The 26,140-nt window shown below is 51.3% G+C and carries 26 protein-coding genes and 3 pseudogenes; 11 read left to right on the forward strand and 18 right to left on the reverse strand.

The features are described 5' to 3' along the window. Positions 1-332 precede the first annotated feature (332 nt). The 3 genes and pseudogenes from IPI71_09500 to IPI71_09510 all read left to right on the forward strand — a co-directional run bounded on the left by IPI71_09500 (position 333) and on the right by IPI71_09510 (position 3,723). A complete protein-coding gene (locus IPI71_09500; GenBank protein QQR70856.1) occupies positions 333-2,813 on the forward strand; it encodes an HAD-IC family P-type ATPase in 2,481 nt (826 codons plus the stop codon). A gap of 398 nt (positions 2,814-3,211) precedes the next feature. Beyond that, positions 3,212-3,551, forward strand: a pseudogene (locus tag IPI71_09505) (NAD(P)(+) transhydrogenase (Re/Si-specific) subunit beta). A 7-nt stretch (positions 3,552-3,558) separates the two neighbouring features. Beyond that, complete coding sequence (locus IPI71_09510) at positions 3,559-3,723, forward strand: hypothetical protein (GenBank protein ID QQR70857.1); 165 nt, start codon at positions 3,559-3,561, stop codon at positions 3,721-3,723. A gap of 15 nt (positions 3,724-3,738) precedes the next feature. Here IPI71_09510 and IPI71_09515 read toward each other — a convergent pair whose 3' ends face one another. Both IPI71_09515 and IPI71_09520 read right to left on the reverse strand, forming a co-directional pair. Then, a complete protein-coding gene (locus tag IPI71_09515; protein QQR70858.1) occupies positions 3,739-4,032 on the reverse strand; it encodes a hypothetical protein in 294 nt (97 codons plus the stop codon). Then, positions 4,029-4,724 (reverse strand): hypothetical protein, encoded by a 696-nt coding sequence (locus IPI71_09520; GenBank protein ID QQR70859.1) that lies wholly within the window; start codon positions 4,722-4,724, stop codon positions 4,029-4,031. The genes IPI71_09515 and IPI71_09520 overlap by 4 nt, the downstream gene beginning before the upstream one ends. 365 nt (positions 4,725-5,089) lie before the next feature. On the opposite strand from IPI71_09520, the gene IPI71_09525 reads away from it, so the two are divergent. The 3 genes from IPI71_09525 to IPI71_09535 all read left to right on the forward strand — a co-directional run bounded on the left by IPI71_09525 (position 5,090) and on the right by IPI71_09535 (position 6,804). Then, positions 5,090-5,692, forward strand: a complete 603-nt coding sequence (locus IPI71_09525; protein ID QQR70860.1) for a hypothetical protein — start codon at positions 5,090-5,092, stop codon at positions 5,690-5,692. Between the two features lie 39 nt (positions 5,693-5,731). Continuing rightward, positions 5,732-6,004, forward strand: coding sequence for a hypothetical protein (locus tag IPI71_09530; protein QQR70861.1), 273 nt, complete (start codon positions 5,732-5,734; stop codon positions 6,002-6,004). Between the two features lie 206 nt (positions 6,005-6,210). Beyond that, complete coding sequence (locus tag IPI71_09535; GenBank protein QQR70862.1) at positions 6,211-6,804, forward strand: hypothetical protein; 594 nt, start codon at positions 6,211-6,213, stop codon at positions 6,802-6,804. A 131-nt stretch (positions 6,805-6,935) separates the two neighbouring features. Here IPI71_09535 and IPI71_09540 read toward each other — a convergent pair whose 3' ends face one another. Beyond that, positions 6,936-7,112, reverse strand: coding sequence for a hypothetical protein (locus IPI71_09540; GenBank protein QQR70863.1), 177 nt, complete (start codon positions 7,110-7,112; stop codon positions 6,936-6,938). A gap of 239 nt (positions 7,113-7,351) precedes the next feature. Between IPI71_09540 and IPI71_09545 the strand changes: the two genes are divergently transcribed. After that, positions 7,352-7,699, forward strand: coding sequence for a hypothetical protein (locus IPI71_09545; GenBank protein QQR70864.1), 348 nt, complete (start codon positions 7,352-7,354; stop codon positions 7,697-7,699). A gap of 287 nt (positions 7,700-7,986) precedes the next feature. On the opposite strand, the gene IPI71_09550 is transcribed toward IPI71_09545, so the two are convergent. From IPI71_09550 to IPI71_09560, 3 genes are all read right to left on the reverse strand, one after another. After that, complete coding sequence (locus IPI71_09550; GenBank protein QQR70865.1) at positions 7,987-8,616, reverse strand: hypothetical protein; 630 nt, start codon at positions 8,614-8,616, stop codon at positions 7,987-7,989. A 93-nt stretch (positions 8,617-8,709) separates the two neighbouring features. After that, positions 8,710-9,096 (reverse strand): DUF2703 domain-containing protein, encoded by a 387-nt coding sequence (locus IPI71_09555; GenBank protein QQR70866.1) that lies wholly within the window; start codon positions 9,094-9,096, stop codon positions 8,710-8,712. Between the two features lie 121 nt (positions 9,097-9,217). Next, positions 9,218-9,394, reverse strand: coding sequence for a hypothetical protein (locus tag IPI71_09560; GenBank protein ID QQR70867.1), 177 nt, complete (start codon positions 9,392-9,394; stop codon positions 9,218-9,220). A 97-nt stretch (positions 9,395-9,491) separates the two neighbouring features. Here IPI71_09560 and IPI71_09565 point away from each other — a divergent pair, with 97 nt between their 5' ends. Then, complete coding sequence (locus IPI71_09565) at positions 9,492-9,638, forward strand: hypothetical protein (protein ID QQR70868.1); 147 nt, start codon at positions 9,492-9,494, stop codon at positions 9,636-9,638. A 38-nt stretch (positions 9,639-9,676) separates the two neighbouring features. On the opposite strand, the gene IPI71_09570 is transcribed toward IPI71_09565, so the two are convergent. The 4 genes from IPI71_09570 to IPI71_09585 all read right to left on the reverse strand — a co-directional run bounded on the left by IPI71_09570 (position 9,677) and on the right by IPI71_09585 (position 13,151). After that, positions 9,677-9,880: a hypothetical protein gene (locus IPI71_09570; GenBank protein ID QQR70869.1), complete on the reverse strand. Its 204-nt coding sequence runs from the start codon at positions 9,878-9,880 to the stop codon at positions 9,677-9,679. A 683-nt stretch (positions 9,881-10,563) separates the two neighbouring features. Continuing rightward, complete coding sequence (locus IPI71_09575; protein QQR70870.1) at positions 10,564-10,719, reverse strand: hypothetical protein; 156 nt, start codon at positions 10,717-10,719, stop codon at positions 10,564-10,566. Positions 10,720-10,729: 10 nt separating this feature from the next. Next, positions 10,730-11,728, reverse strand: coding sequence for a hypothetical protein (locus tag IPI71_09580; GenBank protein ID QQR70871.1), 999 nt, complete (start codon positions 11,726-11,728; stop codon positions 10,730-10,732). Positions 11,729-12,731: 1,003 nt separating this feature from the next. Then, complete coding sequence (locus IPI71_09585; GenBank protein QQR70872.1) at positions 12,732-13,151, reverse strand: transposase family protein; 420 nt, start codon at positions 13,149-13,151, stop codon at positions 12,732-12,734. An 87-nt stretch (positions 13,152-13,238) separates the two neighbouring features. Between IPI71_09585 and IPI71_09590 the strand changes: the two genes are divergently transcribed. Then, positions 13,239-13,931 carry a hypothetical protein gene (locus tag IPI71_09590; GenBank protein ID QQR70873.1) on the forward strand — a complete coding sequence of 231 codons (693 nt, stop codon included), beginning with the start codon at positions 13,239-13,241 and terminating at the stop codon, positions 13,929-13,931. A 46-nt stretch (positions 13,932-13,977) separates the two neighbouring features. On the opposite strand, the gene IPI71_09595 is transcribed toward IPI71_09590, so the two are convergent. The 4 genes and pseudogenes from IPI71_09595 to IPI71_09610 all read right to left on the reverse strand — a co-directional run bounded on the left by IPI71_09595 (position 13,978) and on the right by IPI71_09610 (position 17,578). Continuing rightward, positions 13,978-14,823: a GNAT family N-acetyltransferase gene (locus IPI71_09595; GenBank protein ID QQR70874.1), complete on the reverse strand. Its 846-nt coding sequence runs from the start codon at positions 14,821-14,823 to the stop codon at positions 13,978-13,980. Positions 14,824-14,989: 166 nt separating this feature from the next. Further along, a pseudogene (locus IPI71_09600) lies at positions 14,990-16,307 on the reverse strand (IS1634 family transposase). 408 nt (positions 16,308-16,715) lie between these two features. Further along, positions 16,716-17,198, reverse strand: coding sequence for a hypothetical protein (locus tag IPI71_09605; protein ID QQR70875.1), 483 nt, complete (start codon positions 17,196-17,198; stop codon positions 16,716-16,718). A 32-nt stretch (positions 17,199-17,230) separates the two neighbouring features. Continuing rightward, positions 17,231-17,578, reverse strand: a complete 348-nt coding sequence (locus IPI71_09610; GenBank protein ID QQR70876.1) for an SAP domain-containing protein — start codon at positions 17,576-17,578, stop codon at positions 17,231-17,233. Between the two features lie 85 nt (positions 17,579-17,663). Here IPI71_09610 and IPI71_09615 point away from each other — a divergent pair. Beyond that, positions 17,664-19,226: pseudogene (locus tag IPI71_09615) on the forward strand (IS1634 family transposase). A 543-nt stretch (positions 19,227-19,769) separates the two neighbouring features. On the opposite strand, the gene IPI71_09620 reads toward IPI71_09615, so the two are convergent. From IPI71_09620 to IPI71_09630, 3 genes are all read right to left on the reverse strand, one after another. Next, complete coding sequence (locus IPI71_09620; GenBank protein ID QQR70877.1) at positions 19,770-20,855, reverse strand: hypothetical protein; 1,086 nt, start codon at positions 20,853-20,855, stop codon at positions 19,770-19,772. Between the two features lie 68 nt (positions 20,856-20,923). After that, a complete protein-coding gene (locus tag IPI71_09625; GenBank protein QQR70878.1) occupies positions 20,924-21,649 on the reverse strand; it encodes a hypothetical protein in 726 nt (241 codons plus the stop codon). A 675-nt stretch (positions 21,650-22,324) separates the two neighbouring features. Continuing rightward, the gene (locus IPI71_09630; protein ID QQR70879.1) at positions 22,325-23,140 is read right to left on the reverse strand and encodes a hypothetical protein; all 816 of its coding nucleotides are present in this window, start codon (positions 23,138-23,140) and stop codon (positions 22,325-22,327) included. Between the two features lie 152 nt (positions 23,141-23,292). Here IPI71_09630 and IPI71_09635 point away from each other — a divergent pair, with 152 nt between their 5' ends. After that, a complete protein-coding gene (locus IPI71_09635; protein QQR70880.1) occupies positions 23,293-24,942 on the forward strand; it encodes an IS1634 family transposase in 1,650 nt (549 codons plus the stop codon). Between the two features lie 398 nt (positions 24,943-25,340). Here the strand turns inward: IPI71_09635 and IPI71_09640 are convergent, their stop codons facing one another. Next, complete coding sequence (locus IPI71_09640) at positions 25,341-26,135, reverse strand: hypothetical protein (protein QQR70881.1); 795 nt, start codon at positions 26,133-26,135, stop codon at positions 25,341-25,343. Positions 26,136-26,140 lie beyond the last annotated feature (5 nt).

Raw genomic sequence — 26,140 nt, forward strand, 5'->3', positions numbered from 1 at the left:
CATGGTGTTGCCCTGACCCCGGGTTTCCGGGAATCGGGACCGGGCCGGCAGGGTTCGGGCCCATGCAGCGTCCCAGACCGTATCCATCAGGGCCGTTCCCTGCTCTCATATGGCGGTACTGATGAACGGGACTACGGTGCGTGGACCGATGGCGGTCCGGAAGCGGGCCTGCGATCCCCGGCGGTGCAGGGAGGAGCAGCTCCAGAAGCGCAAGTTCCTGGAGGATCGCCCGTAGCCGGGGAGAGGCCCCGCGTTTTCCTTGTGGAGGAACAAACGTTCCATACCATTATAGGCTGTCCTGCCGGAGAGGTTAAGGTACACTCACCCTGGTCATGTATCCCGTTGCAACTCTTCCGGAACCCGAGATCCTTGCGCGGTTTGAGACATCGCGCTCGGACGGGCTGTCGTCCCGCCAGGCCGGGGAACGACTGGCACAGGTAGGCCACAACGAGATCGTGGCCCGCCAGGTCCGGTGGTGGGAGATCCTGGCCCTGCAGTTCAGGTCGGCCTTCATCTACCTGCTCCTGGTGGCTGCGGCCATAGTCTTTGTCATCGGCGAGTTGCTGGAAGGAGCGGTGATCCTCGGGTTCGTGGGAATCAACGCCGCCATCGGGTTCATCCAGGAGTACCGGTCCGAGCAGTCCCTCCGTGCCCTCCAGCAGTACATCAGGCCACGGGCCCGGGTGAAACGGGATGCCGGATGGCAAACCATCGAGTCCCGTTACCTGGTGCCCGGAGACATCATCCAACTGGTAACCGGGGACGTGGTGCCGGCCGATGTGCGGGTCCTTTCCACGGAAAACCTGGTGGTCAATGAAACGGTCCTGTCCGGGGAGTCCGTCCCGGTCCCCAAGCACCCGGGACATCTCCCGGAAGAACCGCAGTCGGTTTACGAGTGCCATAACCTCTGTTTCAGTGGAACATCGGTGGTCAGCGGAGAAGCCGAGGCCCTGGTCATGGAGACCGGGGTCCGTACCGCCATGGGCAGCATCGCCAGGCTGACCATCGAGACCACCAAGGAGAGCGAGTTCTCCCGGGGGATCGGGCGGTTCAGCCGGTTCATCCTGCGTATGGTCCTGGTCACCCTGGTCTTCCTGTTCGTGGCAAACATCCTGATCAAGGGCGGGTCGGTCGACATCATCGAGCTGGCGGTCTTTTCCATCGCGCTCGTGGTCAGCGTGGTCCCGGAAGCACTCCCCGTGGTGACCACGGTATCGCTCTCCCGCGGGGCGCTCCAGCTTGCACAGCACGACGTGGTGGTAAAACGGCTCACCGCTATCGAGGATATCGGCAGCATCGAGGTGCTGTGCTCGGACAAGACCGGGACGCTGACCGAGAATACCCTGACCGTCACCGGGCAATCCCCCGGGGCGCACCCTGGCCTGCTGCGGTATGCGGCGCTCACCGTGGCGGAAGGCGCCGAAAAGGTCGAGCCGTTCGATATCGCGATCGAGGCTGCGGCCGGGCCGGTCCCGGAGGGGGTGCAGCGCCTGGCAGAGATCTCCTTTGATCCCCGCCGCCGCCGTAATGCGGTGCTGTGCCAGGGCCCGGACGAGCTGGTGCTGGTGGTCCGCGGTGCTCCCGAAGATATCCTCCAGCTGTCCTGTCCTGCCCCTGGTCACGACGAAGTATTGTCCTGGCTGTCGGAGAGGGGCCGGGACGGGGAGCGGACGATCGCTTTCGCACGGCGGGCCATGCCACCGGGGACCACCAGGATTGCCCCGGAAGATGAAAAGGACATGGAGTTCCTTGGTGCCCTTGCCTTCACCGATCCCATCAAGCCGTCGACCTTCGGTGCCGTTGAGAAAGCACGGGAACTCGGCGTGGAGCTCAAGATCATCACCGGGGACAGCCCCGAGGTTGCCGGGGCGGTGGGAGTCCGGATAGGGCTCCTGGAGGACCCGGGCCGGGTGATAACCGGCTCGGCCCTTATGGCGTTGCCCCCTGATGAGCGCGAGCTGGCGGTCGCCAGGCACGCGGTCTTTGCCCGCGTCACCCCTGAGCAGAAGTACGAGATTGTCGAGATCCTGCAGATGGAACGCACGGTCGGGTTCCTGGGGGAGGGGATCAACGATGCCCCGGCCCTCAAGCTCGCCGGGGTATCACTCGTGGTGGACAGTGCCGCCGATATCGCCCGCGAGGCTGCCGACATCATCCTCCTGCAAAAGGACCTCGAGGTTATCATCAAGGGGATCCAGAGCGGGCGGGAGGTGTTTGCCAACACCGTCAAGTATTTGAAGGCAACGCTTTCCTCGAACTTCGGCAACTTCTACGCCGTGGCTCTCGCCTCGCTCTTCATCACCTTTTTACCGATGCTGCCGATCCAGATCCTACTGGTCAACCTGCTCTCCGACTTCCCGATGATCTCCATTGCCACCGATACGGTGGATGCGGCGGAATGGGATATGCCTCGCAGGTACGACCTGAAGGAGATCGTGCTGATCGCCACCCTGCTCGGGGTGGTGAGCACCGTGTTTGACTTTGCATTTTTCACCATCTTCGTCAGAGGAGGGGAATCGGTATTGCAGACCTGCTGGTTCATGGGAAGCATCCTGACCGAGCTCGTGTTCCTCTTCTCGATCAGGACCCATCTGCCGTTCTTCAGGGCCAGCCGCCCGTCCACCTATGTCATGGTGCTGACCGCGGTTGCCGCCGCGGTGACCATCCTTTTGCCCTACACGGCCTTCGGACAGGAGGTGTTCCGCTTCGTCCCGCCTCCGCCCGGCTCGCTTGCCATCATCCTCGGCCTGGTGGCCGCATTCTTCGTCACGGCAGAACTGGTCAAGGTCTCCTACTACCGGTCAACGAGCTGATATGCCGTCCCCGGCCACGCGGGACCCGGGCTCTGCCGGCCCGCAGGTCCCCGGGCAATCCCTTTTCATGGCGGTCTCACCCGGTACCCACCATCATCCCGCCCCGGGGACGAGTCACCATTCACGTGTCGTGATGGATGCGGTGTCTCACCCCGGTACCACCACCATCCCGCCCCGGGGAACCTTATCGCGTCAGCCATTCCCCGGTTTTTTCCAGCCGGAACGGCCGGGTCTCATCGCTGATAGTCCCATTCCTGTCCGGCCAGGTGCTTTGCAAACAATACCCCTTTATTTCCTGTCCGCAGAAGCTGGTTTCCTGACGGGGGTCTATCAAACAGGGTAACTTAATTTCGTCAACCTCCATTTCCATTCGAGAACACGGGCAGTCTCCGGGCCACATGAACGTCCTCCTCGCCGAGGCGGGGATCCCCCGTACGATCACCTGTTCGACCGGGACGAGATCAACCAGGAGTTCCCTGAGACCGACGTGGTCCTCGTCATCGGTGCAAACGATGTCGTCAACCCGGCAGCGCACCGGCAGGGCAGCCTGCTCTACGGCATGCCCGTCCCCGATGTCGAGGAGGCAGGAAACGTCATCGTCCTCAAGCGGGGAAGGGAATGGGCTTTGCCGGTATCGGAAACGACCTGTTCCACCGGGACAATACCAGGATGCTCTATGGCGACGTGAAGGAGTCCTCCGGGACGGTCGTGCAGGCGATTAAAAGCTGTAGGGGATGAGGGCGAGATGTGGGGAGAGACCGGGATTGCCCGGGAGAAAAAAAAAGAAGGAATGTCCCCGGCCGGAGATGGGGAAAACGCATCCCTGGACGATGATCGGGGACTTACGATATTTCCCTCACCGCCCAGCCAGCACCTCACTGAGGAGCCGGATCTCCCTGATCTCCGGTGACCACCCCCGGTGCCCTCACCGCCCGGCCAGCACATCCCTGAGAAGCCAGATCCCCCCGATGATGACTGCCAGGTAATAGACAGCATTTACCAGGGGAATAAACTGGTCGGCCACCCACATCCCGATCACGCCCTGGATGCTGAAATAGATCTGGACGGCTGCTATGAACACCAGCAGCAGGACGATCAGGCGAAGCCCGGTCATGAAATCAATGCCCGTTTCCTTTTTCCCTCTCTCCGGACTTCCGATCATTGATCCTCCTTCCTTATCCCCGGTCGTCCCCGCCGGGCCGGCCCTTTCATCCATCATCCGCACCTCCTCCGTGAGAAGGCGACCGCCCCGCCTCCTGCCAGCGCTGCCACTGCCAGGAGTGCCGAGAAGCCGGGTGTACGGATCCCCTCCGGGGGGTAGGGTGCGGCATAGGACAATGGTGTACCCTCTTTTGCAACGAACTTTGAGGTCTCGATCTTCTTTACAACAAACTGCTCCCCCCCAGGAAGGGCGGCCCCGGGCCTGAGCTGGACCGTGCCCTCGCCACGCCTGATGATCGTCCCGTTCTTCCAGACAAGCACTTCTACGATGTAATTATACTGGTCTGGAACGGCCAGGCGGACGGAAGTGACGACGATCTTCTCCGGATCGACATTCTCGACGTGCACAGTTTGTTTATCGGCAACCAGGTGGGCATCCATCTCTTTTGCCTTCACTTCGACATCGAACGGGCCGCTCGGACCCGGATCATCGTTCCCAAAGTAGAGGTCGGTTTGAATATCCACGAAGTCACCTCTCACACCCAGTACGATGAAGTCTATATCCCCGATTACGAGGCCCGATGACTGGCTGTCCGGGATCATGCGCTCGAGATTGTATACCGTAATTTCCCCCTGCGCCTTTCGCTTCTCCCCTTCGTAGACCGTGGCTACGAGCCGGTACGACCCCTTTCGCGGGAGATCGATGTTCTGATTGACCGTAACAGCCTCCACCCCAGCCGATACCGCCAATCGTATCTGTCCGTTCGGTTTCGAGAAGCCCGGTCTCTGTACTGAACGCACGGAGCTGAAGACGCGGGGTGCCGCTCCCGAAGCCCTGGAAGTTCACGATCTCTGTCGTGACATTGAGAGTGACGACGGAGGGGTTTACCTGCTGGGCACCCACGTTCATTCCCTGTACTCCTAACAAGCTCTCCTTAAGGCAGCCGCCGGCAAATACGGCGGAAAAAATGAGCACTCCGAAGAGAAAAGCGGCACCCAGGCCGCAATACGCGGATGTCATGAATGGTTCAACAAAAGTATGTCTTTATTCAATTGTGATATATAATCCTGACTTCGCCAGAAGAAGGATGAGAAGGTAGTGTTTATATAATTTCATGCAAAAAAACACAACCTTCTCATTAGGTAATATAGCATTAATCGATAAAATTGATTCGGAGACCAACTTTTTCGCATCAGTTCTTGGCGGAGTTGGTGGTCGAAGCAAGTCATTCATACCATCGGTAAAGCTTCTCATCAGCAACAAACTCAATCAATCGGTATCGATCAATAAGATTCTGGACTTTACCCCGACGAACTTCTCAAGACACTGGGGTTTGAAGATACAATTTCAGACCGGAGTTTGTATCGGACTCTGGAACGACTGGGAGAAAGAAAGTCGATTGTTCTTGACCAGTTTCAACGCTGGATCTCCCAGCAGAGCCTCGTGGATTAAAACCCAGTTCGTGGACTTCAGTTCGAGTTACTTTGAGGGGACAAAATGTCCGCTGGGGGAGTTAGGGTATTCCCGGGACAATCAGCCAGGGAAACTCCAGATCGCATTTGGGATCAGTGTCGGCCTCAATAACATACCGACGATGCTGACCATCCAGAAAGGAAATGTTCAGGATAAAAAGCATATGCAGATGCTGATCCGGTTATGCTCGAGCGTTCTTCCTGAAGGCAGTCTTCTGGTGTTTGACTGTGGAGGGAATACCTAGGATAACAAACAAAGGATCCGCGATCTGAAGTTCCATTATTTGACCCTGAAAGCAAAGAAGAAAGGACCATACCGGAACGAGATAGCGATCTACCATGCCAGGAAAGAAAGCCAGGTTTCATTCGTTTCTGGCAACCGGGTCTATTCATGTGTCAAATATCGGGATGGCGAAGAAGTCCGGTACATATTTTTCTGTGACGACCTGGCCTGTGACCAGTTGACGAAGAAAGCAAGGAAACTTAAGAAAGACCTGGAGAAGGGAAAGTTCTCACAAAGAAGGTTGAACGCGGAAAAGATCTGGGACCTTTGGTGATGCCTCCATGCGATCGCCTTGGTATGTAAATCTCATAGCGTGAGGAGTGAAGAATCATTCGATAGCGTTTCATTTTAACGAGAAGGATGGATGTACTGGAGGGGGAGAGCGAGGAAGGCGGCGGTGTGGATGGGGGGTGGTTCAGTAGAAAAGTTCCTTGTTCAATGTCGATTAATTTTATTTTCTCTTGCTGACTGTTTTGTATCATGGGATTCATGGATGGATATAGAAAAGCAGTTCAATCTTCCCAGGATGAAAAAAGATTGAAGCAAGGGAAATACGTGCCTCCTCGCGATCCGGAGGAGATTGAGCAAAGGCGTAAATTATTGGATGTCCTCTCCCAAGGCGATCTATCAGTGATTGATCCGGTTCCTTCGGACCGCGTGCCCGTCATCATGAAGAAAAATGAAATTTGCTACGCGTGTGTGAACGGTGCACAACTGTGGGAGGACAGAGCGGTGAGAACCACAACAGGAGGCTATGGCGGGCCGAGGATACGGGTCGCGAAGGGTGTTTCTTTCGGCGTGGGAGGGTTTGGAGCACAGAGTACGAGCCATGAGGTGAGAAAACAAATTGATACCGGTGTGTTTCTCCTCACGAACAAGCGAGTAATTTTTACAGGAAAAGGAAAGACCATTGAATTTCCATTGAACAAAATCATCGCGGTTGATTCATTCCCGCTTGAGGGGATCAGAGTGAATCGGTCGAATAAACAAAAAACAGAATATTATCTGGGTGGCTTTGATGGAGAGACAGTTACTGCTACAATTAAAGGATTAATCAGCCATTTGGAGGAATAGGTTATCGTTGTTCGCAAATCCTTCCATCCCTATCCCTGTCGAGACGATGAACATCACCCTTTCCTATACTTTTACAGTAATTGAAGCATTCATACGCACCTGCTCCATTTGGTAAGGGGAAGTCACCACAATTATAGACGTCTCGCGAGCAATCGCACACCGGCCCTGATAGTGAAGAGGTAGTTCGTGGAGGAGGCGAGGTTGTAATAATTGTAGTCGGTGTTGTTGTTTTTGGAGTGGGAGTTGCAGATGTACTCTTTGTGGTGATGGTGGTTTGTGGAGTGCTGGTTTTTTCTTTTGAAGTGCATCCGACAAAGAGGGACATGAAAATGAAAATGAGGACGATTAAGGGGAAGAGTTTCATAGATAGAAAATTTTTTACAGAATAATAATTTTATCGATATTTGCAATCTCTTATCAATTCAATTTATTCCATTTTACTTTTAGACCTTGAATTTGCCTCCAATAACTGATCCCCCTCAAACTTTATCACCCTCCTCCCCCCACCTCATCGCAGCCCTTCAATCAAGGGCAGGAGTATCAGCAAATGGCAGACTTTGTGCAGAAGAGCGTGACCAAGACCGCAGTCCGTGTGCTGACCGCACCGATTGCGAACGCGGCCGCGATCAAGACCATCGCTGACAGCGTTGTCAGCACCAACCCGTTCGAGTGCACCTCGTACGAGGTGAGCGGCGTCACCATGAACCCGGTCATCATCTCCAAGCAGTCCTACAGCCCCCCTGCACCACCCTCTTCTTCGTCCGCGATCTCTATCACCTGTGTTGCAGCCATAAGAAAAACGGTGTCTGTTTCGCCTCATTGGTTGGTAAGCCATCAGCGGCCTGCTCCGGGCGGGAGGGGGCAGGCCCACAATATTCTCCAATTGTTTCTTTGACGCTTGAAGGATGGGCTCCGCCCCCCGCCGCGTGGGCGCCGCCTCGGAAGTGTATCGCATCCCGGTGACGCTCGACCAAGCTCCTTTCGCTCCGTCTCCGTCCGCTCCTCCCTCCGGTCCGGTGCTCCTCCACTCCGCTGCAACTCGCATCGTCTCGCTATTTTCTTGTCGGTCCTGGTCCTGATGACGCCCCCGGCTTCGTCGTGAACTCCTTGCCGGAGGCTGCACTCTTCCCGCTCCTCGCACCGGCATTCCTCCCAGGCCACAGCCGGCAGGGAGCAGGGGTGTCACTGCTCCGGTCCGGACACCAGCAACCGGCCGTCTCCCTCGTCACGGAGGGATACCACGAGATAATCCCCGGCATGGACACCAAAATCAGCACCCGGTTCGTTCAGGAGAAAACCCCTGAACCTGTTGCCACCCCCCACCACCTCTTCCAGGCGGACCCAGACCACTTCGGCATGGTCCTGCTCCGGGGAGAGGAGGACTACCGATACGTCATCGAAGTACCCCGGAGCCCGGAACTGGTCGAGATCGGTCCTGGTCCGGACCTCGTGGAGGCGTTCCGGTTCGTGGTAGACCCGCCACCGCTGCTCCTCGAGCAGACAGAGCTCGTTTGCTTGCTGCTCGGAGAGGAGGGTAAACGGCCCGACCTCGCCGGAGCGGAGGATGACGTCCTCCATGGGCACATCCGCGACGATGCAAGGGAGCTGTCCTGTTCCGGACCGGCACAGGGCAGTGACGCGGAGGCTGACGCCCTCCTCGTGATCCACGTAGAAAAAACCAATACAGCCGTCCGCCTCCGCACTGTCCATTCCCCTGGCGGCAAGGAGGGCGGAGAGGTGGGCAGTGATCCCCGTATATGCCCACCGGTTGATGATTTCCCGGTCGGAATACCGTGATCTTCCAGGGCTCATGCTATCAGGTTTATTCTTCCTGGTTGAATATTCGCATCGGTTAAGGCAATGTATGAAAAAGGCCCGGGTCCCCTGCAGGGGCTCTGGAGTTCCCTACCGGTTCAGGGCCTTCAGGATCGCTGCACGGAGCATCTCTTCCGGTATTGGCGAGAAGAGGTCCCGGTCATCATCGACCAGGGGGCACACGCCCGGCTTCCCGCCGGGGTCCGGGCATCCCCTGCAGTCGGTTGGGGGGATGGGTAAACCCAGGATCTGCTCCACCGGCACCCCGTTGATGAGCACGGTGTTTGATTCCATAACCCGCTCGATGGGGAGGACGGTGTTCTGAAGTTCCAGTTCCACGCCGTCAAGCAGGTTCTCTTCTCCCAGTCTGGTAATGACATTCCAGAGGTTTGTCCCGGTATCGGTGCAGCGGCCGCACGGGGTGTTTCCCAGGTCCAGGTGGCGCCATTCTACCACGAGCCGGTGTGGTCTGTCCATCGGATCACCGGTTGAAAGAGAGGGCGGTCCGGAAGTATTGTGATGGAGATGCCCCCTGACCTATTTGACGATGGGACTGGCGGTGTCTGTTCATGTCTATCGGCACGGTCATGGACTTATTTCACTTGAAGCAGCCCAGCTGGCAGCTTCGGATCTTCACCCCGTGCGTGTTGCAGTACCGGGCTATTTCCATCTTGGGAATGCCGTACTTTTCTGACATGGCAAAGGCCTGGGGACACTTTATCTCGTTCCCGATGCCTTCGTTCTCGAATGCCGACCGGATTTTCTGTTCGTCCATTGTAACCTTATTTTCTTATCAAATGAAGGGAGATAACCATATCTATCTCGCCCATCACCTGGCCCGTGGGCACCCGGGCTCAACCGGGAATCGATGAATGAACGATGCAATCCTCTCACGAGGAACCGCGGGAGCGGGATACCGTCCCGGGAGGGAAGGCCTCCTGGTATGTTCCGGCGTTCTGCCTGGCCTGGTCGGCGGGTCAAGACCGCTTACCCGGTCGCCATATCGCCTCGAAGCATGAAGGATTAGTGAAGAAACGGTCACCAAAAAAAGAAGGGGTTATCGGTAAGTAAGGAGGCTGGATGGGACTGCCCGGTCCCATCGTGGTGAATGCAAAGACTGCCGGGAACGTTCAATTCCGGCAAGGAGACCCGCCATGACCCTGGCCATGACGATGGCGGCAACGACCGCATACCGGACAACCTGCAGCTGTACCACCCCTCGTGCCACCGCGGCAGGGTTCCCGGCGGGTTTCCACATCATTGCCGGTGATGGAGTTCTCTTCAGGGTATTTATTATTTTTGATGGTCTGGGTTCAACGGTCCGGAAGAAGGATGAAACCCATGCGGGTTCCCTGCTATAAGGCACCTGTATACAGGATGGGCATGGTGAGGGGGCCATTTTCACGATTTAAAAAAAAATGTTTTTTCCCACGGCACCTTTCCGGGGTGCGGCTGCTGGATCCTGACTTCGCCAGAAGAAGGATGAGAAGGCAGTGTTTATTGCTGAACTGTCCCGTGAAGATGTGTGTGAAGTAATCCGGAGTGCCTTGCGATAAATGCCGCCGGCCCGACGGGGCGCCCCCCGCGGCGGTTCAGTGACTGAACGCAATGACTGCCGGAGATAGCGTTTCGAGAGATTATAACCTAACTTCGCCACTTTTCAGTACTTCCATCAAATTTAAACGACTTAACCCAATTCGCCAGAAGCAATTTACCAGTGATTTGGCGCCTCCAGGCTACCATATCTCTTGATAAAATCTCCAAGAATTGGGCGTATTTCTGGGGAGAAGTTGGAAATGATCTTGACAGGATACCCAAAAGAAGGGTATATGATCGTAAGTGTCAAATTCGTGAGATAATTTTTGAGGACTTTCAGATTTTTCACGACGGGATCTTTACAGAAAAGTTGTGTCAAACTCACCAGGACTTTGGTGAGGAAAACGATCAACACGCACCGATCACCGCGTGTTTGGACCAGTGCCGGATCGGCCGGAGCTCGGCTCCTTCTTTGAGGTCCCGGATGAACTTCTCTGCACGGTCACGATTCTTGTAGGCATTCAGGATGTTTTCGGGATCATCATCGATGGTTGATTCAAGCACGAAGAAACCTTCAAGACCGGTTACATAGGGGTTGGGGATATCGCCAATGATCTTCTGGAGATGACCACGGGCGATGATCCAACCCTCCAGGAGCGATATACTGGCCGAGATCTTTTCCGCGTTCAACCTTCTTTGTGAGAACCTTCCCCTTCTCCAGGTCTTTCTCAAGTTTCCTTGCTTTCTTCGTCAACTGGTCACAGGCCAGGTCGTCACAGAAAAATATGTACCGGACTTCTTCGCCATCCCGATATTTGACACATGAATAGACCCGGTTGCCAGAAACGAATGAAACCTGGCTTTCTTTCCTGGCATGGTAGATCGTTATCTCGTTCCGGTATGGTCCTTTCTTCTTTGCTTTCAGGGTCAAATAATGGAACTTCAGATCGCGGATCCTTCGTTTGTTATCCTGGGTATTCCCTCCACAGTCAAACACCAGAAGACTGCCTTCAGGAAGAACGCTCGAGCATAACCGGATCAGCATCTGCATATGCTTTTTATCCTGAACATTTCCTTTCTGGATGGTCAGCATCGTCGGTATGTTATTGAGGCCGACACTGATCCCAAATGCGATCTGGAGTTTCCCTGGCTGATTGTCCCGGGAATACCCTAACTCCCCCAGCGGACATTTTGTCCCCTCAAAGTAACTCGAACTGAAGTCCACGAACTGGGTTGGATCCACGAGGCTCTGCTGGGAGATCCAGCGTTGAAACTGGTCAAGAACAATCGACTTTCTTTCTCCCAGTCGTTCCAGAGTCCGATACAAACTCCGGTCTGAAATTGTATCTTCAAACCCCAGTGTCTTGAGAAGTTCGTCGGGGGTAAAGTCCAGAATCTTATTGATCGATACCGATTGATTGAGTTTGTTGCTGATGAGAGCTTTTACGGATGGTATGAATGACTTGCTTCGACCACCAACTCCGCCAAGAACTGATGCGAAAAAGTTGGTCTCCGAATCAATTTTATCGATTAATGCTATATTACCTAATGAGAAGGCTGTGTTTTTTTGCATGAAATTATATAAACACTACCTTCTCATCCTTCTTCTGGCGAAGTCAGGTTATAATCTGTAAGTTCCACTGGAAATATTGCTTAATCTGATGAATATAATTCGGTTGGTTTTCCTATGGGGAGTGTACAGTGACTGTGCAGGATCGGAGTTTTGTTTTTACAGTAAAATCTTTACACTACCGGGAACATATTCTGCCAGTGGACAGCAAGAGGTGAGGGGAATTGTATATTTCCCGGAAAAATCCCGGGATTGCACTCTCCTTTATCTGATCCAATCCATCCAGGGGATATCTTAGATATCCCGGTAGACTGTCGAACGGTGGCGCACCATGAGGATATTCATCTTCATCGTCTCGTCGTCGAGTTCAAACAGGACACGATAATCCCCGACGCGTAACGAATAGGTGGGAGTGGACACTGCTTTTAATGGCTTGGCATATGCGCGAGGGTCTCAACACACTATCTGTATCCTCTTCAGAATGCGCTTGATAGTGATGTGAGAAAGGTTATCAAGATCCTTATCTGCAACAGGAGTGAATTCAACAGAATACGCCATTATTCAATGCCACGCCGGCGTAGAACTTCGTCCAGTGAAATACACTGTCCTTTGGCAACCTGTGTGCGGGCAAGTTTCAGATCTCTTACCGTATCAGGACTGAGGGGCTGATCTTCTTCCTCTTTATTCCGCACTTTTTCAAGAGGCATATGAATACAGATATCCCTATATTGAAATAAAGCCTCTCATACCTGTCAATTATGGTAGCGATGAACACTATGTGAGAACATACAAATTTTTTGTCCGGTAATATGTTCCACTGTCACGACCGGCGATTATCCTCATGGTCTTGGTCCTTTCATTCACTCTGCACCACTACCCTACGTCGCTGTTCCTACAGTGTTCTTTCATCCCCACTCCTCCTCATTTTCTCCCAATTGCCTCAATAAGGATCTCCAGGGTCACATTCAGTCCCCCTAGTAAAAATTTTGGTAACTGTTCAGCCTGTTCAGTGAGCGGCAGAAGGGATGAAGGGATCTCCCTCAAATGCCTTCACAAGAGAGGTTAGAACAGCTAGATGATCATGTTTCGAATCGTTCAATCTTACATTCGTCTGAGGATGCTTGATCCGGGCGACAATATGCTTGATTCCATGCTGATCGAGGAACGCCTTGAAAGTATGCTGTGCCACCTCACGCTCACGTGCAGAAACGAATTGTGTGCCGTGGTCCGTGAGAATCTCCCTGGGGATCCCATACCGTGTAAATCCCATTTCCAGGACAAGAATAGTATTCCGGGTGGTGGGAGAATCGAAGACACCGTGGCAGGTGACCAGCCGGGATGAGTCATCCATGAATGCTATCAGCCATTTCTTCTGGCCATCGATTGTCACCTCTTTCCAGTCACCCTGCCAGACACCACCAAGCATTACGACATCACTCCAGGGACCTACGACTACTTCCGGCTCTCGGGGACCTCCCTTCCGACGGCAAGGGTCATCACCGTACAACTCCAGGTGACCGGGACCACGCAGGGGCCAGAGGACTCCGAGATATCGTTCGTGGTCGAGGGCCTTACCGCCGGGACCATCACCATTGCAGCCCTCGTCAACGGGACGCAGGCCCTCTACAAGAGCATCCCGATCGGGGTATCAGAATCGTCCTCTGCAGGGGACGGCATGCCTGTAGCCACTACTGCACCCCCACCGGAGCAGTGGAACACGTTCACCTCAGCTGACGGCCCGGTCAGCGTCACGGTCTCACACTCGGGACCCATCGGGTTCCTGAAGGTCCCTCCTGTGGACGTGACTTGGGAGATGCAGGCCATCTCCGGGCCTTACGCCCTGGTGCCCCAGGATACCTCTTTCCTCCCCCCGGGAAGGATCGAGTTCCGCATCCCGTCCGGGGCTCCGAGGGATGGGCTCGTCATCGCCTCCCTTGACCGCGAAACATGGACCATTCTTTCCTCGACGATTGGAAACACCTCCGTGACGGCTCCCGTCACCATCAGCGGGACCTATGCCCTGCTGGGGCCGGTCCCGGTCCTGGCAACCACCACGACCACTGCGGTCACACCCATCGCGACCACTTTTGAGGAGACTCCCCCATCCCCTCGCCTGCAGCCACCACGAGGGCAGGTATCGGGGGTGCCACGCATATCCTCGCGATTTGTGCCGGGTGTGCAGTCGCGATGCGGGAACCGGCAATAGCGCGTGGGTCTGGAAGGAGCGGTGCACCTCCACCTGCACCCCTCTCTCACCCCATCTCGAACGTGGTGACCCCGAAGATCCGGCCGACCGGAAGCGGAGGGATCTCCTTCGTGTACATCCTGGCGGTGCCAAAGACCTCCTCCATCTCCCGCTCCTGCGCCATGGCCACCGCCTCGCTGTTCGGCTCCGGGGTGTCGAAGAAAAACAGCTGCCCCCTCATCTCATCCCTCCCGGTCAAATCCTCCAGGATACGCTCGCCGATTTCCGGCGTATCGGCAAAGAGCGGGCCGATCTTATACCCCTCGAAGCACCTCCGGATTACCCCGTAGCCCCGCAGTGTTCCTCCCTCCACCAGAGCGGAGGACCACGATCCGGGCATGCGGATCCATCGCTCCAGGAAGCGCTTCCGTTCCGCGGGGAAATGGAGGGCATCGTACGCAACGAGTGCGGAAAAGGGCACTTCCTGCGCAGAGCAGAGCCCTGCCTGCCTCCTTCCGTCCGCGATGCCCCGCCACCGGATGTTCCGGTATGCGAAGCGGAACCCCATCCGTGAAGAATACTTTTCCTGCATCTCGTAGACCCCGTCGATGCCCAGGTTCCGGTCTCCCACGTGGCGGATTGCCGCGGTCGAGAGCTGCCAGCCCACACCCTTCGACCGCATATCCTCCCTGATGACAAAGAAACCCCCAAAAGAGAACCGGGAGTCGTAATTGGTGACCGCAACAGTCCCGACGATCTCGCCGTCCGCCTCCGCGACAAACCACCCGGCCGGGTCCACCGCGTAGTGGCACTCCCCGTCATGCAGCCCCGGGTTCCACCCTTCTCTCCTCGCCCACTCGATAAAGACCGGCACCACCTCCTTTCGCGCCGTCCGGATCACAAGGTCATCCATATGAGTGGATAAAGCAGCAATGGACTTATAGTTCAGTGCTGCGGGGAGCAGTTGGGGTATCGGCCCCAACTGCGGGGGTTGTGCGGGGGAGGCGCCGGAGGAGGGAACCCCCTCCGGGCATTGGTCCCGGTATTCCTTCATCACGAAGTGAACACAACAGCAAGACCTACATTTCGCAGGTCGACCTCACAAAATAATATTTTCCGAACGCTGGCCCCATGACATCAAGAATTTGAATCACTTCCTCGTCCAGATTCACGATAAACCGCTGTATCTGCGAATTTAGGGTGACTGTGACTTCCGCCGGTCTCATGAACAGAGTAAAGATCCATTTCATGGTCGGGTTCTGGATTGGCTTTTTCAGCTGGTTTTTCACCGTTTTCCCTGTCTTTTTGAGTTGGGACCGGATATGCCACTCGGCTACTGCATAGACGAATAGGCAGAGCACCATAACCATGGAAAGCGCTTCAATCCTGGTCTCTTTCTTCAGGAAAACTTCGGCAACCCGGAAACTCTTATCCTTCAGAAACCGGAACCCCCGCTCAACCGATTGCTGCCCCTTATAATATTTCAGGATAGTGTCCGGATCCAGGTCAAGATCATTTGTTGCCAGGATGAACCGTCCGAGACGTGCTTTCTCCTGCTCGATCACATCCGGAACGATCTCAAGCGGTGAATCGACGAAGAAAACTGTCTCAACAGCCTCATCCTTGCCCGGGCGCCCTTTTCTTCCGTTCTTCTTTTTCGTCTTTGAGAATACTTGGACCCTATCAGCGGACAGGTAAGGAAGTACGCATCAAACCACAACCGTGCAGCCATGCGTGCATCGGGCTCACAGGCAAATTCCTTGGCACAGAGCTTCTTCCATGATTTACGCGCTTTATCCAGCCGCTTGGCCAGGTTCCTCCCTTACGAATGGTCTCAAGGAGGATCTTCTTGTCTGACTCATTGCCGGAGTACGGCTGAGTGAACAGCGGGATGCCGTGATGGTTGGTTACCATCGCAAGGACGAACTGCTTGAGGTCCCAGCGGTGATCTTTATTGTGACCGTAGGTGATCTTGATGGTCCGGAAGTCGTCATCGTCATCGGTGTCATAGTCACCGTGAACACTGAAACTGGTTGTGTCAGCATGGAGGAGGTGGGTGCCAAACGAGAGTTTTTCCATGACTGCCACTACGATATCATTGAACAGGTCGGTGCTTCCATACTCGTAGATACGGTCGAGTGTCCGGAGGAGAACATCGTCGTTCAGGTGGTCCGGGGTAACACCAGGGCCGAATAACTGTTCTGTCGAGAGGTTGGTGAAAAATCGCGAGAAGAAATAGAGCCGGCGTTCATTGAAGCCTAGACCGTTCAGGAGCATGGCCTTGACAATCGCTGAATGGGGGAGGATATGGTTCCGTGTCTTGGGCAGGGCGTCATCGATTACTGCTGATATTCCGAGTTCATCGATCATGCCGGCCACCAGACCGAGATGGGCAATCTGCTAGAACTGAAATTCTTCGCCGTGAATTGAGATACAGGCTCCACAGAATATGTATTGCTGCGCTAAGATATAACCCTAAGTATTTTATTTCCAGAAATCGTGGGGCCACGTGCGAAAGGTGGGATATAACCCTAAGTATTTTATTTCCAGAAATCCTGGGGCCACGTGCGAAAGGTGGGGCAAGAGGTCAATTTCGGTGTTTTTGGGCATGTCTGTTTTGGAGACATTGATTATAAAAAAACTATGAAATCTGGTTTAACATATTAATCATCTTATCAATTTGTGATGAACCTTCGATTGCAGCTAATGACAATTCATGATTTGTACTAGATTTTACAGGATCGAACAAGTTTTTCGCGGTTTGTAATTCTGTCTTTGCTGAAGACAACTCTCTCATTGAAAAAATTAGAGAACTTTAGGCACTATACAACATCTACAACCATATTTATGCGTACATGCCGCATAAGGCAATTCTGGGACCATATCTATATTAAAAGTTTTTCCTGCATGCTTTTTACAATTTTCGCAAGAATCTGGAGCTGTTACAATTTCAACCGATTTAACACCCGATTTTTTATATCGGTTAATTGAATACAAAAATAAAGCATATAACAGTATCATATTAACTGATGTATTCGCATCATACTTCGAAGAAGTGAAAAAGTCCGGTATTATATATTGTTTTGCGGCAGCATTTGTTCCCCAAAGATGTATCATGGCTGCAGCAGGACGGAGGATTTCAATTTGTTCTTGAGTATAACCATCGAGAATTTTTGGAGTCTTTGAAAAAATTAAGTTAAGAATGGTCACATCGTTGCCCGGATCATGGTTTTTCCAATCACAGTTAATACCCCTTTGAAATACTTGTTCAGCCTCAAAATGCGCCACGGTTCCACTCGCATCGAAAAATTTACCTTCCTTTATAAAAGAAAAGACTGTCTTTTCTGTTGCAAGCCTAATTTCCCGTTCTTTTTGAGGTAATCTTCAGCGATTAATTTTCCTTTATCACTACAAATGAGAACATTTACATCCGTAACGAGTGATTCAATTGCTTCCCTGTCAGCCTGTATTAATCTATCAATTAGCAAGTTTTTCTTTCCCGTTACTGGCAAATTTCTCGTTTTTAATAAAGGTTTTAGGTCAGTGAGTTTGAATTTTGCATCCATTTTTTCTTGAAGATTTGCTACTCGTAACAATCCTTCCTTAAGAAAAGCCTCTATTGCCTTTTCTAAAGGTTCATTACCTGACCTCCCGAGTTTTAGGCACATGATTCCATCAAATATCGGTCCAATTCTATAATGCGACCCTCAACCGCAAGATCTAAATAATATAATGTGCTTATATTATAAGCATATGAAACCCATTCGCCGAATCAAGAAGATCAATGGGATAGAATACTGGTATGAGGATGTTCCCTACTACGATCCGGTGAAGAAACAAACCCGCCACACCTCACATTATTTAGGGAAAATATCAATGGAGTTCCAGTAAAAGTAAGAACTGAAGGTATTCCAGGCCCAAGCATCTCTGCAATCCCAAAGGAAGCATTCACTCATGGAAATCTCCTCCCACTTCAGCAAATCATCCAGGACCTGCACATTGATGAATATCTCTCCACACTTGCCAGCAAGAGTGAGAAAGAGACCATTCTCGCCATAGCCATCAACCGGATCCTACATCCCGTCGCGATGCACCTTGTATCGACCTGGTACGAAGAGAGCTCGCTCTTCCTCACCAATCCGAACCTCCATCTGAGCAGCCAATCTATCAGCGAACTTCTTTCCACCATTGGCAACAGCGGTGTTCCCGAGGAATTCATGCATCTCCTCATTCGAAACCTCGGCACCGATGCAACACTCATCTATGACATCACCAGTCTCTCAAGTTATTCGCAGCTCATATCTCTCCTGGAATATGGGGTACAATCGTGATGGCTTGGACCTTCCACAAGTCAATTTCTCCCTTATTCTCGACACGCATCAGGCCATTCCCGTTATGTATGACATCTACCAGGGGAGCATTGTCGATGTCGTAACCTTAAAAAATACCATCAAGAAAATCGGAGCCATAGGGGTCAACAATTACACATTGGTGCTCGACCGTGGTTTTTTCAGCCAGGGGAACCTGGAAGAGCTGGTCCAGGAAGGATTCTCATTCGTAATACCTGCGTCCCTCACGCTCAAACAAGTCAAAGAGGTTCTCACCGAGCTTCAACGTGACCTTGAAAGCCCGCAATACCTGCAGAAATACCAGAAGAATCCGATCTTTGTCAAGCCTATCTCATTCGACGTGCACGGGAATGATATCAAAGCATTTTGCTATTATGACATGAAGCGGGAGCAGGATGAACGAAATCTCTTCTATGTTCGCCTCCATGACCTGAAACAGAAACTTGAGCGTCTCAAAATACCACGGTGGCGGAAGCCCGATGATATCTTTAAGGAGTGCGCAGGAAAGTTCTCGAATTATTTCTCCTGGCATGTGCAGGGTAACCAGTTTGTGGTCGAAATCCGGAATAATGCCGTGTCACAGAGGGTTAACAGAATGGGCAAACAGATCATTCTGTCCCATGGACCACTCGATTGGAAGGAGTGTCTCACCGTCTATCGGGAACGCGATTATATCGAGAAAACATTCCGAACTTTGAAACAGGATCTCCAGGTTCTCCCTCTGAATGTGAAAAAGGAGTCTACAATGAAGGGGTTTCTTTTTGTCACATTTATCAGCCTCATTTTGAGGATGAAACTGCTGAAACAGATGAAGGACGCTGGACTCCTGGAAGATTATACCCTCGATGGTCTTCTCCTCGAACTTTCCAAGATCAAGAAGATTCGATTGGTGACGGGAGAGACGATTATAACTGAAATTTCAAAGAAACAGAGAACTATCCTGGATGCACTCGGACTATGTGCTTAAACTACCCGGAAGTCAGGTCATTAAGGACATCTGTCCACGCATCGGATTTTACACAATTATCTTTTACTCGTGGATGAAGGAATTTACTAAGGAGTAATAAATGTGCTTTTGAGGATTGCCAATTCTTTTTTTGACTTGATAATAAGTCCCCACCCGCGGTGGAAATAATTTCTTTCCTTTTAATTTCTTTTGTCAATTTGGGCTCGGTCCTGTTTCCGATTAATTTATCAAATAGACCCATATTTCCAAGAATATATTTTGGTCTATAAATAAATTCTTAAATCAATTAATCTAGGACTTACGCACTTGGCCTCGACCGAAAAAGCTAAGAGCTAAGAAAACCCATTCTGGAATGAATAACCCGGAATGAAGATTGAAGGCACGTGAACCCTCAGAAATGCACGAGAAACGATTTTGTGAACTTTCTCATAGGAACCTTCCAGACCTGCTCGGTACCGTCCCTAATAAGCTGTAATTAGCCCCCTATCGGGATTACCATGGCGGTGGAAGTTACCTAATCACCTATTTATTTAGGTTTATCTTTCATTTCCCGTCCTTTCTCATGGCTATGCGTATCACTATTATGCCGAGAGAGATTAGGACGACAAATGGCATGAGGGGTACAGGTTTTTCGGATGTCGGATATATGCCTATAGGAGTACCTTCTGACGTCTCATTGTCTGTTGTTGAACAGAAAGTCTGGCGAGCCAATTCCTGTTGAGATAGAGTGATTGGAACAGAATATTGAATAGATGTCTTCTGGAGTGAAAATAATCCATATCCCTTAAGATTTCCATCGGCTGATCTGATCTCGATGGAATAATCACCTTGATCCAGGGTTGTCGTATCGAGGGTGAAGACCCACGGAGTTTTCCCTTTGCTCTCCGGTAAGATGGCAATAAGGCCGTTGACGCTTCCGGTACCCGATCTTGGTTGCCAGGTACCTCCTGGGAGAAATTGCCCTGGACTTACAGTTAATGTCAGAGTTTCTCCTGAATAGTTCGATATTGTACCTTGCAATCGAATTGTGTCATTGGATGCATGGTAGGGAACGGGATCGATTCTTATCGGCAGCTCTTCGATGGTAGTTGCGGTTTCCGCCGGAAGAAGATAAAAATTCCCGATATCATAAGCCGCTATGTCCCCCGCATAACGTGCGGCCTTACCCGCTTCTATGATATAATGATCGGGGGATAACTCTGTTGTATTGATGAGAAAATACCACTTCTGGACCCCATCAATTTGTTTCTGCATCGTGATCGCCTCCCCTGATGTCATATTACAGGGCAGAATCATTCCCTTGACCGTATGGGCATGAATACAGACCACCTCCACCCAAATCACCGGATTGCCGGGCATGTCAATTGTTCCAGTGATTATAATAGGATCCCCGGCCTTCTGTAAACCGATCGGGTCGATGCTGATGGTATATAAATGGGCTTCTTCGTTTGAAGATTTACCTATAGGAGGAGAAGTCGTTGGGGAGCCCTCCAGGTTCTTTGACGGATCTGTAGGATTTTCCAGAGCATCCGCCCCTCCTATACACATGCTTATGGATATACCGAGAAATAAAACGATGAAAAAATGAACAATATTACGATTATCAATAAACTTTGTCCTGATTGTCATTTCACAGGTTGCAGGTTTAGATCCCTTTAAGAAAAAATTGGTTTGATTTAAATTTCGTATCATTCAGATCATCCTGAGCAGTAAGCATGGGTATAGATATTACCGTCAGGAGAGGTTAAATCTCCAACCGTACTAACATAGCGCATCGGTTTACCTGGTGGGGGGAGTTGTTCTGACACCGGGCCACTGTAGTAACCGAACGGTTTATACCAGATATCCTGGTTCCGGATCCACTCTTCCTTAATTGGTGTGGTGCGTGCATTGAACGTCGTGGTTTGACCTGTCAGTCCAACTTCTGATGATACTGTCATGGTTTTAATATATTGGCTTGGTGTGGTGTCATAGTAACTTCCATCATACCATCTCGATAATCCCGATTCCGGATTGAAATCCTCAATAGATATCCAATACCAACCGGTATCTGGTCCTTTTCCTACAATGAAATGCATCCCGAAATCATGGGGTAGAGTCCATGGGCCGATAACCCTGTTTACGGGAATTATCGGATTTTCGTTTAAATCATAGTTATAAAAAACAGGATAAACTTCGATTCTATTCGATCCATCGCTCCCCCAAGGTCTATAAAATGCTACCACTTCCATTGCATCAATTGAATACTCGTCGGCACCAATGCGATTAAGACCAATTTCACGTTCCTCATATATAAAATGTCCAAAGCCTGTTCTTGTATAACGTGATAGCGTCATTTTTCCTATTTCATAATCAATTTGCCAATTTACTGGTGCTGTATACCTCTGCCGCGAAATCCACCATCCACTATCTCCCGTTGTCATTGGGATAGGAGAAATGCTTTCTGACATCAAGAAGTAGGGGATACAATTGCTCGGTGTTCCCGAAGCCTGTCAACTATCATTTGCATACCACGCCATGGCGAGGTAACATATCCCGATAATGGGCATGCATACGATCCAATATACCGCCATCAGCCCGAGAGACGAGTCGATTGTGTTGTGTAGGAAATCTTGTATCAAAATAACCAAGGCAGTTGCGGCGGGAATGCACATTATTGCAGTGAGCGCGATAGATACAGACCGGGCCCGACTGGCTGCCGGGGTGGCATAGAACAACGCTATGGAACAGGGTGCGAGGAGTAAAATCCCAGCTGCCCAACCAATCCAACCTAACCCTGGAATACCACGCGGAATCGATCCTCCAATAAGGAAAAGGAACACCCCGAACATGAGAATGGCGAGAAGATCCAAAATGAGTGGGAAGATGAAATATCTTTGTAGCGGTTTTGTGAATCTCCCTAAGAGTATAAGCAGAGTACCAGCGAATGAAAGGGTGCACATCGTGATCAAGATTGCGGTAAAAAGAAACGGACCGCTATATGGGAATACCAGCAACAATGCATAGGTAACTGGCATCCAGAAAAAAACTGCCGATGTAAGCACCAGCGGGTATTTCACAATTTGTAATCTCCCCATTGCCTTAAAAAGATTGGGTGTTTATCCTACGAGGTCGCAGAACTCCTCGATATAACCCTGGTCTCCGCCGTAACTATCGGTAACCCGGAGTCTCCAATCGTGAATGTTCTGGAATCCGATCGCACCGATGCACAAGGCGAGATTATCAGTGCCGCCACCCTGGTGATCCCAGATCTTTACCTCGGTATAGGTTGGGGACGATTCATCCTTCCAACCAAGCCAGACCTCAAGATCGCCAATATATGTGTGGGTGATATACGTGCATAAGTACATGTTCTCGCTGCACGCGATGTTGTCAAGATATGCATACGACGTGGTGTAATCCGAGATTGCGACTCGGTTCTGGCCGATTGTATTTGGAGAATCGTACTTAGTGACGTAGTCGATCATCCCCATATTCATCATCGCCGTTTCCCGTAGCAGGTCCCTGGTAATAGTAACCATTTCCTGTGTAAGTGCAGGCGAACTTTCCCAGTTCCTGGTATTCATGATGTCGCAAATCCTCGTGAGCTTTTGGTGGGAATACCAAGCGATGTACTTCGATGCATCTGATGGATCCCCTACGAGATAATAACTGTCGACCCGGAGAGCCGACTCCAGCTCGCTCCAATGTGCTGATACCCACCCTTCATAGGCTGAATGGTGAGCCTGGCCGAATAGCATCGAGGTGTGGAACGGGCAGCCCAGGTCTTCAATATAGTGGAGACTCTTGCCGATATCGACGTATGCCCCATCCACATTGTACTGGTTCATCTTTGTCCGCCCCTGGACCTCGAAATACTCACAGGAATCTGGTCCGTAGTTGTCGAATCCCGGGATACCGGGCTCATCAAGCACCCACGAATGGCGGTTCAGGAAAAGCCCAGGAAGAGGAGGCTGGTTTCTGTTTTTATCTGCCCAGCCACTATAACCCACCTTTCGCACGTGGCCCCACGATTTCTGGAAATAAAATACTTAGAGTTATATCTTAGCACAGCAATACATATTCTGTGGAGCCTGTATCTCAATTCACGGCGAAGAATTTCAGTTCTAAGCAGATTGCCCATCTAGGTCTTGTGGCCGGCATGATCGATGAACTCGGGATATCAGCAGAAATCGATGACGCCCTGCCCAAGACACGGAACCATATCCTCCCCCATTCAGCGATTGTCAAGGCCATGCTCCTGAACGGTCTCGGCTTCAATGAACGCCGGCTCTATTTCTTCTCGCGATTTTTCACCAACCTCTCGACAGAACAATTATTCGGCCCTGGTGTTACCCCGGACCACCTGAACGACGATGTTCTCCTCCGGACACTCGACCGTATCTACGAGTATGGAAGCACCGACCTGTTCAATGATATCGTAGTGGCAGTCATGGAAAAACTCTCGTTTGGCACCCACCTCCTCCATGCTGACACGACCAGTTTCAGTGTTCACGGTGACTATGACACCGAGGACGATGACGACTTCAGGACCATCAAGATCACCTACGGTCACAATAAAGATCACCGCTGGGACCTCAAGCAGTTCGTCCTTGCGATGGTAACCAACCAGCACGGCATCCCGCTGTTCACTCAGCCGTACTCCGGCAATGAGTCAGACAAGAAGATCCTCCTTGAGACCATTCGTAAGGTACAGCAGAACCTGAATCTCGAAGACAAGGCCTACTATATCGCCGACAGTGCGTTCTATACCGCTCCCAACCTGCAGACACTCGGCCAGCATACCTTCTGGATCAGTCATCCCCCTGCTACCGTCGATGAAGCCAAGTCGCTGCTGTTTGCCGATATTCCCATGGTCCCCGGGAAGGAGGAAGGATACTCGTTTCATGAGCGTCTCGTTACCTACGCCGGAATTGACCAGAAATGGATCGTGGTACATTCCGAGAAGAGGCGGATGGCAGGTGAGAAGAACTATGTGAGGAACCTGGCCAAGCGGCTGGATAAAGCGCGTAAATCATGGAAGAAGCTCTGTGCCAAGGAATTTGCCTGTGAGCCCGATGCACGCATGGCTGCACGGTTGTGGTTTGATGCGTACCCTTACCTGTCCGCTGATAGTGTCCAAGTATTCTCAAAGACGAAAAAGAAGAACGGAAGAAAAGGGCGCCCGGCCAAGGATGAGGCTGTTGAGATAGTTTACTTCGTCGATTCGCCGCTTGAGATCGTTCCGGATGTTATCGAGCAGGAGAAAGCACGTCTCGGACGGTTCATCCTGGCAACAAATGATCTTGACCTGGATCCGGACACTATCCTGAAATATTATAAGGGGCAGCAATCTGTTGAGCGGGGGTTCCGGTTTCTGAAGGATAAGAGTTTCCGGGTTGCCGAAGTTTTCCTGAAGAAAGAGACCAGGATTGAGGCGCTTTCCATGGTTATGGTGCTCTGCCTATTCGTCTATGCAGTAGCCGAGTGGCATATCCGGTCTCAACTCAAAAAGACAGGGAAAACGGTGAAAAACCAGCTGAAAAAACCAATCCAGAACCCTACCATGAAATGGATCTTTACCCTGTTCATGAGACCGGCGGAAGTCACAGTCACCCTGAACTCGCAGATACAGCGGTTTATTGTGAATCTGGACGAGGAGGTGATTCAAATTCTTGATGTCATGGGGCCAGCGTTCGGAAAATATTATTTTGTGAGGTCGACCTGCGAAATGTAGGCTATAATCACCGAGTGTGGTGGTGTGTTCATCGGTTACGAAGTTGTGACAATCGGCGGCGATGGTTGACATCTGCCAATGTCCATTGGCACCGTACCATAGTATGGCAGGAGTACTATCCTCGGCCTGAACGAGGAATTCACCAATCTGTTGCAGGACCTTTGTCTGTTCCTCCTTGGAGAGGACCGATATTCCATCGTAGCTTCTTTTTTATCCCGATCATACTGGAGCCTGGTAATTCCAGTCTTTAAAAACGCCAAGTTCCGGAACGGCAGGGACAGAAAAGCTTGCAGGGAGATGCTCCCCCGCAAGAACAAATTCGTACTCGAATGTATAGGCCGGTCGGAGCAACCCTGACTCCAGGGTATCCCTCCCATAGTATTCAAACGCCAACTAATTCAGAGATGCGTATAGAGGGGATATAGCGGGGATGTCTGTTTTAGAGAATCCGATGTGACATTAAATGTAACAGGGGGTATATAATTGAACCAATTATCCTGGAGAAGCAGTGAATCTTTGTCAATATTGTCGAATGTGATGTCTTGCTGAAGGCTTCCTGTTGATCCATATACAAGCATCCGAACGGGGAGATATGTATTTCTGTCGATCGCAAGAATAATTGAGCAATTTTGCATCCCCGCGTAATATTCGGAATGGAATTCGATTCCATATGTTTTACCATTCTCTTCAACTGTTGAGTTCCTAACCAGAGTATCGATGTTCTTATTCAATAACTCTGATATAACTGCCACAACATCGTAACCATTCATTGGTTTGCTAAGAAAATCCGTATAAGAATAATATGCCTCATTTTTTACAGGAAGAATATGCCAGTTCATAGTTCCGTTTGTTATAAACACATCGGTAATGTTTCCCTTCAAATCGCTCCATTCTATATAATACTGGTAAGGTCTTATACAGAACATCCTCAAGCGATATTTTTGATATTCGTTATTCTGAAACACTTTTATTGTCGCGTTTATTCGATATTCGGACAAATTATCTGAATTTTCCAAAAATCTCGCCGCCACCATTTTTGTAGAGGACTCTTGAACAGGACTGCTGATACATCCACTCAGGAGTGAAAGGCATATCATGCAGGTGATAGAACCAGTAACGAGTAATATTGTTTTCATTTGTTCTCCCCGTCTGTCGGACATCTTCCATTTCTTGAAATCTGTAAATCCACTCATCGGAA

This window comes from Methanolinea sp., assembly GCA_016699325.1.
GTDB lineage: Archaea > Halobacteriota > Methanomicrobia > Methanomicrobiales > Methanospirillaceae > UBA9949.